Source organism: Methyloceanibacter marginalis, assembly GCF_001723295.1.
In the GTDB taxonomy this organism is placed as follows: domain Bacteria; phylum Pseudomonadota; class Alphaproteobacteria; order Rhizobiales; family Methyloligellaceae; genus Methyloceanibacter; species Methyloceanibacter marginalis.
Window position 1 is genome coordinate 1 of the sequence record NZ_LPWD01000066.1, and the last position, 9,048, is coordinate 9,048.

General features: G+C 63.6%; 8 protein-coding genes and 1 pseudogene. 3 read left to right on the top strand and 6 right to left on the bottom strand.

Annotated elements, in window-relative coordinates:
* Positions 1–245 precede the first annotated feature (245 nt).
* Both hslV and AUC71_RS03255 read right to left on the bottom strand, forming a co-directional pair.
* Entirely contained in the window at positions 246–806 is a 561-nt protein-coding gene (gene hslV, locus AUC71_RS03250) for an ATP-dependent protease subunit HslV (protein WP_069623122.1), read from the bottom strand.
* A 71-nt stretch (positions 807–877) separates the two neighbouring features.
* Entirely contained in the window at positions 878–1,411 is a 534-nt protein-coding gene (locus tag AUC71_RS03255) for a DUF2939 domain-containing protein (protein ID WP_069623123.1), read from the bottom strand.
* A gap of 120 nt (positions 1,412–1,531) precedes the next feature.
* Between AUC71_RS03255 and AUC71_RS03260 the strand changes: the two are divergent.
* Positions 1,532–1,975: pseudogene (locus AUC71_RS03260) on the top strand (imidazoleglycerol-phosphate dehydratase); the annotation flags it as partial.
* A 123-nt stretch (positions 1,976–2,098) separates the two neighbouring features.
* On the opposite strand, the gene AUC71_RS03265 reads toward AUC71_RS03260, so the two are convergent.
* Complete coding sequence (locus AUC71_RS03265) at positions 2,099–3,478, bottom strand: flavin-containing monooxygenase (RefSeq protein ID WP_069623124.1); 1,380 nt, start codon at positions 3,476–3,478, stop codon at positions 2,099–2,101.
* Positions 3,479–3,710: 232 nt separating this feature from the next.
* Here AUC71_RS03265 and AUC71_RS03270 point away from each other — a divergent pair, with 232 nt between their 5' ends.
* Positions 3,711–5,075 (top strand): FAD-binding protein, encoded by a 1,365-nt coding sequence (locus AUC71_RS03270; RefSeq protein ID WP_069623125.1) that lies wholly within the window; start codon positions 3,711–3,713, stop codon positions 5,073–5,075.
* A gap of 121 nt (positions 5,076–5,196) precedes the next feature.
* Positions 5,197–6,186, top strand: coding sequence for an aldo/keto reductase (locus AUC71_RS03275; protein WP_069623127.1), 990 nt, complete (start codon positions 5,197–5,199; stop codon positions 6,184–6,186).
* Between the two features lie 76 nt (positions 6,187–6,262).
* Here AUC71_RS03275 and AUC71_RS03280 read toward each other — a convergent pair whose 3' ends face one another.
* The 3 genes from AUC71_RS03280 to AUC71_RS03290 all read right to left on the bottom strand — a co-directional run.
* Complete coding sequence (locus AUC71_RS03280) at positions 6,263–6,505, bottom strand: hypothetical protein (protein ID WP_069623126.1); 243 nt, start codon at positions 6,503–6,505, stop codon at positions 6,263–6,265.
* Positions 6,506–6,627: 122 nt separating this feature from the next.
* Complete coding sequence (locus tag AUC71_RS03285) at positions 6,628–7,401, bottom strand: SDR family NAD(P)-dependent oxidoreductase (protein WP_083238035.1); 774 nt, start codon at positions 7,399–7,401, stop codon at positions 6,628–6,630.
* Between the two features lie 42 nt (positions 7,402–7,443).
* The coding region (locus tag AUC71_RS03290; RefSeq protein WP_193427007.1) for a patatin-like phospholipase domain-containing protein at positions 7,444–9,048 on the bottom strand (1,605 nt) is incomplete at its 5' end.

Below are 9,048 nucleotides of genomic sequence, written 5' to 3' on the forward strand. Positions count from 1 at the left end.
CGAGCTGCTGGCGGCGCAGCGGTTCCGCAGCGCGATGGCGACGGCGCGCTTGGCGTCGCGCTGGCCGATGATGTGGCGGTCGAGCTCGGAAACGATCTCGCGGGGGGAAAATGAGGTCATGGTGTTGAATTAAATCCTCGTTCTGTCATGCCCGGCCTTGTGCCGGGCATCCACGAATTTCGATTGCCTGCGTTTGCGGCTCGTGGATGGCCGGGACAAAGCCCGGCCATGACGATACAGAAGCATCATTTCGTGGCGTCGAGGGTTTCGACGGTCACCTCGTCATTGGTGTAGACGCAAATCTTGGCGGCAATGGCCATGGCCTTGCGCGCGATTTGCTCCGCATCGAGGTCGGTGTCGAGCAGCGCGCGCGCGGCCGCCAGCGCAAAGGAACCGCCGGAGCCGATACCCATCACCGCGTCGTCCGGCTCAAGCACGTCGCCGGTACCGGTGAGCACCAGGCTCTCGTCCGGGTCGGCCACGATCATCATGGCTTCGAGGCGACGCAGATAGCGGTCGGTGCGCCAGTCCTTGGCGAGCTCGACGCAGGCGCGCTTCAGCTGATCGGGAAAGCGCTCGAGCTTGGTCTCGAGCCGCTCGAACAAGGTGAAGGCGTCCGCCGTGGACCCCGCGAAGCCGGCGATCACATTGCCGGAACCGACGCGGCGCACCTTGCGGGCGGTGCCCTTGATGATGGTCTGGCCGAGGGAGACCTGGCCGTCGCCGGCGATGACCACCTTGCCGGCCTTGCGGACGGTGAGGATCGTGGTGCCGTGCCACGTGTCGGGGGAGGAATGGGATGACATGCTGCAATGCGATATCGGCGCGGGCGGCCCGTTCGTCAAGCTATCCGCGGCATTGGGGCTAACGGCCAGGATTAGGGCACCTTGGAGAGCAACTGCTCCAAGGGCGGAACCTCGACCCCCACCACGCGCCAGCGGAAACCGTCCAGCGTCATGATCGCGGTGACGGTGGGCGAATCGGGCTTTTCCGGGTCCTTCAGGTCGAAGATGAACCGGGCCGGCGCGGTGAAGAAGGCGTAGGTGATGAAATCGACGAAGGATTCGTTCTTTTCGCGGTGCTCGACCACGGTGGGATTGCTCAAAATGGCTTCCGGCGTGACCATGCCGTCGACGGAGCTGTCCACCAGGCCGGGGGCGACGAGCTTGGTCAGGGCTTGCCCGAAAGTCCCGAGAATCGGCCGTTTTTCTTTGATTTCCGCGGCTTTTTCGAGCACCTGGCCCTGCATCTCCGCCTTCAGATCCGCTCGGACTTGCGGGAAATCCACGAGCCGCTCCAGGGCCTCCTGGTCGTCGTTCAGCAGCGCCTGATCCAGCCAATAGAGGGTCAGATAGGGGTAGCCGACATAAGCGGCGATCAGGATGGCAAGCAGCAGAAGCAGGCGGCGCATGGAGTTCCCTCGTTTATGGGTGTTGGGCGGTAGCACGGCCGCATGACGCGGCGTATAAGCCGGGCTGGAAGCGAATTGCCAACAGCCTTTATTTAAGACCCCTGGACTATGCTGGCAGACATGCAGAAGCGAAGCAAATCAACGGACTCCCGGTCCGCGACGGTTAAACGCCGCACCAAGGAGACCAAGATCAGCGCGACCGTCGATCTGGACGGGACGGGCGCCTATGACGTTGCCACCGGCGTGGGCTTCCTCGATCACATGATCGAGCAGCTGGCGCGGCATTCCTTGATCGATATCACCCTCAAGGCCGAAGGCGACCTCCATATCGACCAGCACCACACCACGGAAGATTCCGGGATCGTGCTGGGCCAGGCGTTTGCGGAGGCTTTGGGCGACAAGGCGGGCATCACCCGCTATGGCGCCTGCTATCTGCCCATGGACGAGACCCTGACCCGCGTGGCGCTCGACGTATCGGGCCGGCCATACCTCGTCTGGGACGTGGAGTTCACGCGCTCGAAGATCGGCGAGATGTATGCGTCCGTCGCGCGCGAGGCTTATAAGCCCGTCGAGAAGGCCGTGCAGAAGACGACCACGCCGAGCGCGTAAGCCTCGTCTTTCAGACTTGAAAAAAAGACCCGGACATCGCGTCCGGGTCTTTTTGTATCTGCGTCGGATATCCCGCGCTCAAGAAGCGAGCTTGAGCTTCTCGGCTTCCCGCTCCTCGGCGGTCTCGCCCATGGTGCGCATCTCCTGCTCCGGCGGGGCACACGGCCCGAACTTCTTGAGCAGCCGCTTCATATAGCGGCGGAAGCGCAAATGCTGGATCTCGAACCGGTGCCAGGGCGTGTCCTGGTGCTTGAGCCCATGGCCGATATCGGGGTTGGCGTGACGCTTGAGCTCACGGAACCACGCCGCCCTCTTAGGGTCCTCTTCCTGGGCCGTGATGAAGGCCGCGATCAGCCGCGCCTGATAATCGGCGATCTGCCACACGCCGCCCTCGGCCGGCTCGAACAACCCGCACACGAAGAAGTCGTCCCACTCGCGATGGAAGGTGTGGATGAACAGCTTCGGCCAGCCGTTCTCGTCGAGCACATAAGAGTCGTCCATGAAGGGGAAGTGGACGCGGTAGCCCGTGGCCCAAACGAGAAGGTCGACTTCCTCGGAGGTTTCCTCCTCGTCTCGAAAAAAGACCCGCTTGCCCTCGAAGCGCGTGATGCCCGGCTTCGGCACGATGCGCCCATGCACGATGTGGTCGAGATAGGTGGTGCAGGCGGTGGGATGCGCCTCGAACAGATCGTGATCCGGCTTCGGCAGGCCATAGCGCTCATGCGAGCCGATCAAGACCCACATGCCGAGCTTGTAGAGCGAATACATAAAGTGGCGCGGCAGGCGGCAAATGACTGAGACGGTCGATGACCGCGTCGGTCGGCTTGCCGAACAGCATCTTGGGGAAGAAGTAATAGGTGCGGCGCATCGAGTGGATGGCCGTGCCGTCTTGGGCCGCGTCGCGAATATCGCCGCCGAGTTGCCGGCGCCGACGACGAGCACGCGCTTGTCCTTGAGCTGTCCCTTCGACTTCACGTCGTGGGAGTGCAGCATCTCGCCGGCGAACGTGCCGGGATAGTCAGGCGTGTAAGGGTGCCAATGATGCCCATTGGCAACGACGACCCCGTCATAGATCCGCGGCTCGCTCTCCCCTTCCAGCGTCACCCGCCAGCCTTTGTCGGCCCGCTCGATGGCGGAAACGCGGGTGTTGAAGGTGATGCGGTCGTAGATCCCATACTCCGCGGCATAAGCGCGCAAATATTCGTGCGCCTGCGCCGCGCTGACATAATACGGCATCTCGTCGGGGAACTTGAAGTCCGGGTAGCGGGACAGCTTCTTCGACGAATTCAGGTGCGTGGAGCCATAGACCGCGTGGGGGCTGCCGGGGTTCCAGATGCCCCCGAGATCGCCTTCCGCCTCGAAGCAATCGAAGGGAATTCCCCGCTCGGCGAAGGTCTTGACCACGGCCAGCCCGCAGGCGCCCGCCCCGATGATGCAGAACCGCTTCACGTCCGTCACGACCCTCCGATGCAGAATCCAAACCCGCGAAATAGCTGCAAATTGCGGCAGACCTAAGCATTCCCTCCGCCCCCCTTCAACCCATAGGATGGCGGCCGCGCCTCCTTGATCTGCGTCAAGTCCGGAGGTGTCCTTGCCGCTCTCAATGGGCCCGTGCGGCTGTTTTTCTAGGAGCCTGGATTCGCGGGCTCATTCCGTTATGGTCTTGCGCCGCGAGGAGTGAGGGAAGTTCATGGACATCCAACAGGACGTCACCATCAAAAGCTGGGACGGCACCTGGACCTATCACCCGCGGGTGAAGGTGACGCCGGAAAGCGTCGAGGACATCATCGAGATCGTGACCGACACGGTGCGCTTTCCCACGCCCGTGCGGCCCGCGGGCTCCATGCATTCGACCGCGCGCATGAACGGCGACGACCAAGGCGGCACCATGGTCGACATGAAGGCCATGAACCGCATCCTGCACTTCACCGACGACACGGTCACGGTGGAAGCCGGCGTGTCGTACATTCAGCTTGCCCAGGCGCTGCGCGAGCGCGGGCTCCAACCCCACGTCACCACCGAGATCGGCAACACGACGCTCGCCGCCATGGCCTGCGCCGCCACCAAGGACTCGTCCTTCCCCGGCGGCTTCGGCCAGATCAGCTCCTACGTGACGGCCGTGCGCTTCGTCACGCCGCAAGGCGAGATTCGCGAGCTCACCGAGGCCGACAACCCCAAGGATCTGCAGATCTTCCGCTCCAGCTACGGGCTGTTCGGCATCATCTTTCAGGTGACCCTCAAGGTCCGGCCCACCACGGCCTTGTCGGTGCGCCACTACTCGCTGAGCCTCGAGAACTTCCGCAAGTTCTTCCCCGTCTACAAGGCGCGCGGCTACGCGGTGATGTACTACATCTTTCCCTACGCCAAGCGCGTGGTGGTCGAGCTGCGCAAGGACAATCCGGAAGCGGCGCCCAAGTCGAAATACCGCTGGGCCTATCGCAACCGCTTCTGGCGCAAATACGCGCCGGCCGTGGTGATATGGATCGACAAGAATATCAAGAATCAGAAATGGCACGACCGGGCGCAGGACGCGTTCTTCTATCTGCTGCGCCAAGCCATGGTCTGGTTCGTGCGGTCCGAGCGCAGTTGGCCGCATGCGCAGATCATCAACTACCCGCGCAATCCCGGCGAGACCAAGTACCTGTTCAGCATGTGGTCGTTCCGGGAGGGCAGCTTCTTCGATATCCTCGAAGAGTATTGCGATTTCTGCATCGCCTACGAGGCCCATACCGGCTTCCGCTGCAATCTGCCGAGCGTCGGCTACGCCATCTGCCGCGACGTCGAGGCGCTGTTCTCCTATACCTGGGAGGGGCCCGGCATGAGCATCGACCCAGCCTCCACCGGCGGCCCGGAATGGGAAGAATTCCTCCATGCTTACAATGACTTCTGTGCCGAGCGCGGGGGCACGCCGCTGTTCAACCAGACGCCCTTCCTGACCCGCGACATGGTGCGCCGGGCCTTCGGCACGCGGCTCCAGCAATTCGCGGCGCGCCGCAAGGAGGCCGATCCTCAAGGCCGCTTCCTCGATAACTATTTCCGCGAGTTTCTGTCTTAGAGACGTGAAGCCCGGGCAGTTTGTCCCACCTCTTGTCGCGTGGGGGCACCTCTTCCCACCTGAAGAGTTCACCCACCAGAACTTCACGCGCGAAAGGGCCAAGACGCGAAAGGGCCAAGACATGGAACACATCAAAGTTGCGGGCCTGCCGTTCGAGGCTTCGCGCATCGCACTCGGCACCTGGGCCATCGGCGGCTGGATGTGGGGGGGCACCGAAGAGAAAGACGCCATCGCCACGATCCATCACGCGCTCGATCTCGGCGTCAATCTCATCGACACCGCGCCCGTCTACGGCTTCGGCCAGTCCGAGGAGATCGTGGGCAAGGCGCTCGAAGGCCGGCGCGATAAAGTCCTGATCGCCACCAAGGCCGGTCTCGATTGGACCGGGCGGCAACATCGTGCGCAACTCACGCGCGCGCGGCTGGAGCAAGAGCTCGAGGATTCGCTGCGGCGGCTGAAGACCGATGTCATCGACATCTACCAAGTGCACTGGCCGGACGAGGCGACCGCGTTCGACGAGACCGCAAGGACGCTCGAAGGCTTCCGCCGCGACGGAAAAATCCGCGCCATCGGCGTCAGCAATTTCTCACCCGAGCAGATGGACGCGTGCGCGCCGAGGCATCCCTCGCCACCATCCCAGCCGCCCTACAATCTGTTCGAGCGCGAGATCGAGAACGACGTTCTGCCTTATGCCAAGAAGCATGACATCGTCGTGCTCGCTTATGGCGCGCTCTGCCGCGGTCTGCTGTCCGGCAGGATCACCATGGACACGACGTTCGACGGCGACGATCTGCGCAACAACGATCCCAAGTTTCTACCGGACCGCCGCGGGCAGTATCTCGCGGCCGTGGGGAAGCTCGATGCTCTAGCCAAGGAAAAGTTCGGCAAGCCGGTGCTCGCGCTCGCCGTGCGCTGGATTCTCGATCGCGGCGACACGATCGCGCTGTGGGGCGCGCGCAGGCCGTCGCAGCTGGACGCCGTCAAGGACGTCATGGGCTGGCGCATCGATGATGCGACGATGAAAGAGATCGACAAGATCCTCGACGAGACCGTGAAGGACCCGGTCGGACCGGAGTTCATGGCGCCGGCGCGCACGAAGAAAGTGGCTTAGCCTCTTCAGCGCCGCACCGGCGCACATGAGGGGCGCCGCGATACGGCACCCCTCACAATGCTTGCAACGGCCTCGCTTAGAAGCCGATCCAGACGCCGCCGCGATAATAGCCACGGCCTTCGCCCGCCTCGCGCCAGCGATAGCCGTCACCCGGCTCCCATTCGTCGCCATAGATGCGGAGGTTCACGCCCGCAGGATATTCATGCTTTTTCTTCACCCGCCAGCAATCGCCGTCGCCGTTGCACACCACCGCGGCAGACGCCGCGCTGGTGAAAGCAAAAGCACTCAAGGCCAAAATGGCAGTTCCGAGATACTTCATGGGGGGGTCTCCTTCTCGTTTGCGAAACGCACAACGCGCAGGGAGACTTTCCGGTTGCGGGGCCTGCCAGACCTTTTACGCGGCAAGCTGAATGAGCGTTCAAATTGATGAAAACCCGAGGCTTACGCGCCCGTCGCCTTGATGAACCAGCGCACCAGCGGGAACGACACCATGCGCGGCATGTTCCGCACGGTCTTGAGAAAGCCTTCGACCTGAATCGGAAACGCGATCTCGTAGGGGCGCTTCGGCAGCTTCTCGAGAATTTTCCGCGCGCACCGTTCCTTGCTCATGACGAAGAGCTTCTTCTTCGGATCGTAGGCGGCATTGAGCGGCGTATCGACGAAGCCCGGATTGATCAGCGTCAGGTCGACGCCGGTGCCGCGAAGCTCCAATTTCAGGCTCTCGGCGAGATTGATGACCGCCGCCTTGCTGGCGCCGTAGCTGCCGTTGCCGGGCCAGCCCGCATAGCCGAACAGCGAGCCCATGATGGCGAGTTGGCCTTCACGGCGATCGAGCATGGCCGGCAGCACCGCGGCGAGCCCGTTGATCACCCCGTCCACGTTGAGCGCCATGGTCTTGTGAAAGCCGTCGAGGTCGATATTGCGGAAGTCGAAGGGCACATACATGCCGGCGCCCAGCATCGCGAGATCGATCGGCCCCAAAGCAGCCTCGACTTTGGCCGCGCAGGATTTCAGCTCCTCGGGTTCTAGCACGTCGGCGGGAAACGCCGTGATATTGCTGCTCGAGGCCGCGAGCGCATCCAGCCTCTCGCTTGGCCGGGCCGTGGCAGCCACCTTCACGCCGGCGCGCGCCAGCCGCTTCGCGATCTCGCCACAAATGGCGCCCGAGGCGCCCGTGATCCACGCCACCTTCCAGGGATATGTCTTCTCGGCCACGCCTGCCCCGTTCTCAGCTGCAAGCGGAACGGCGCCGGCAAACTAGTCCGGCCGCTCCGCCCGGGGATCGTTACTGCCGAGCGGCATCATGCGCAAGGCGGGCTTTGGCCGCGGCGAGCGTCCCTCCTTTGAGTCCTCGCCACGATCGAAGGTCTGATCGTCCGTCCAGGTGGAAACGAACTCCACGAAGGCGCGCGTCGCCTCGGAAGCAAATTTCTGCTGATCGGGGCGCTGCAACGGATAGCTCGTGGGCGCATCCTTGCTCCCCCGGTCCAGCAGGGCGTCGTAACCGCGCCACGGCTTCTGTTTGGCCGCGTCCCGCCACGCCTTGCGGAAGCGGCGTGCGAGATCCTCGAATGCGGCCATGGTGGCGCGATAGCGGATCCAGCGGTGATTGTCCCAGGTCAGCTCGATGTCGCCGCCGGACTGCGGATCCTTCTCCGGGTTCGGCCCGTAGCGCGCGGCGAGTAGCTCGCCGGCGCGCTCTCCGCGTGCCCCGATCTCCTCGATGAGGTCCGAACCCATGTTCAGGTTCATGCCGCCCTCATGCTCGGCGAGCTTCACGTGCACCACGCGCTCGCGATAGCCGGGCAGCGCCATGAGCTCGGTATCGGCCCAGTTGCGCGCGGTATCGAACAGCGCGCCGAAGAACCCGGTGACGCTATGAAACTTGTTGAAGCGCGCGGCCGACCCAATGCCCGACGAGTTTCGGCTTGGCATCCAGACATAGTCCCACCCTTGGTCCGGGGTTTGGGGCTTCCCGTTCTTGTCGCTTTTGTCCCTCTCGGCGGCGACACCGCTGACCCGCTCGAGCGAGCCGTCCGCTTCGTCCACCTCCGTCGCGGCGACCTCTGAGGGGATGAGATTGATGGCGAAGGTCGGGCGCGACGGCAGCGGCGAATCGAAGAAGTGCAGCGGGAAGTTGCTGGTGAGACCGCCGTCGGAAAACCAGCATCTTTCGAGCGGGAACTTGCCGGCTTTGGTTTTCGGCGCCTCGAAGTTCACCGCATAGAGCGGCACGGCGCTCAGCAGGAACGGAAAGCTCAAGCTCATGCGCGCGCCGAGCAGGATCGGCAGGTCCTCCGGCGCGGGCAGCGGCAGAAAGCCGGCCGTATCGATATCCTTTGGGTAGCGGGCATTGGCTGCGTGCGCGCACATATGCTCGACCACGGATGCGGGAAACAGCTTGGCGAATTCGTCCTCCTTGAAGAAGAGCTGCCCCCAGCTCCCCTCCAGGAAAGGCAGGCGCTGGGAAATCCCTCGCGTGATGTTGGTGGTCATGAGGACGAGCTCGATATCGCGCTCCGCGCGCTCGTCGCGGGTGCCCCAAAGATCGCCGAACGTGACCGGCGGTTCGGCGGGCTCACGGTTGGCAACCGACTGGAAGAAACCATGCAGCCAGTCCGTGAGCGGCAGCACGCCCGCTTCGTCGGGCCGGCCATCGCTCGACCCCGAGCACAGACCGTAGCCGTTACGAGGCAGCTCTATCACCACGTCGCGGACGACACCGACCGCCGTCGCCGCGACCACGAAGACAAGCGCCGGAACGAGCCCTACGAGAAAAAGGATCCAAACGGCGCTTCCGAGACCTGAGGTCACAGCGAGGACAACGAGCGGCAGCAGCGCGACCGCGGCGCGACGACGGCG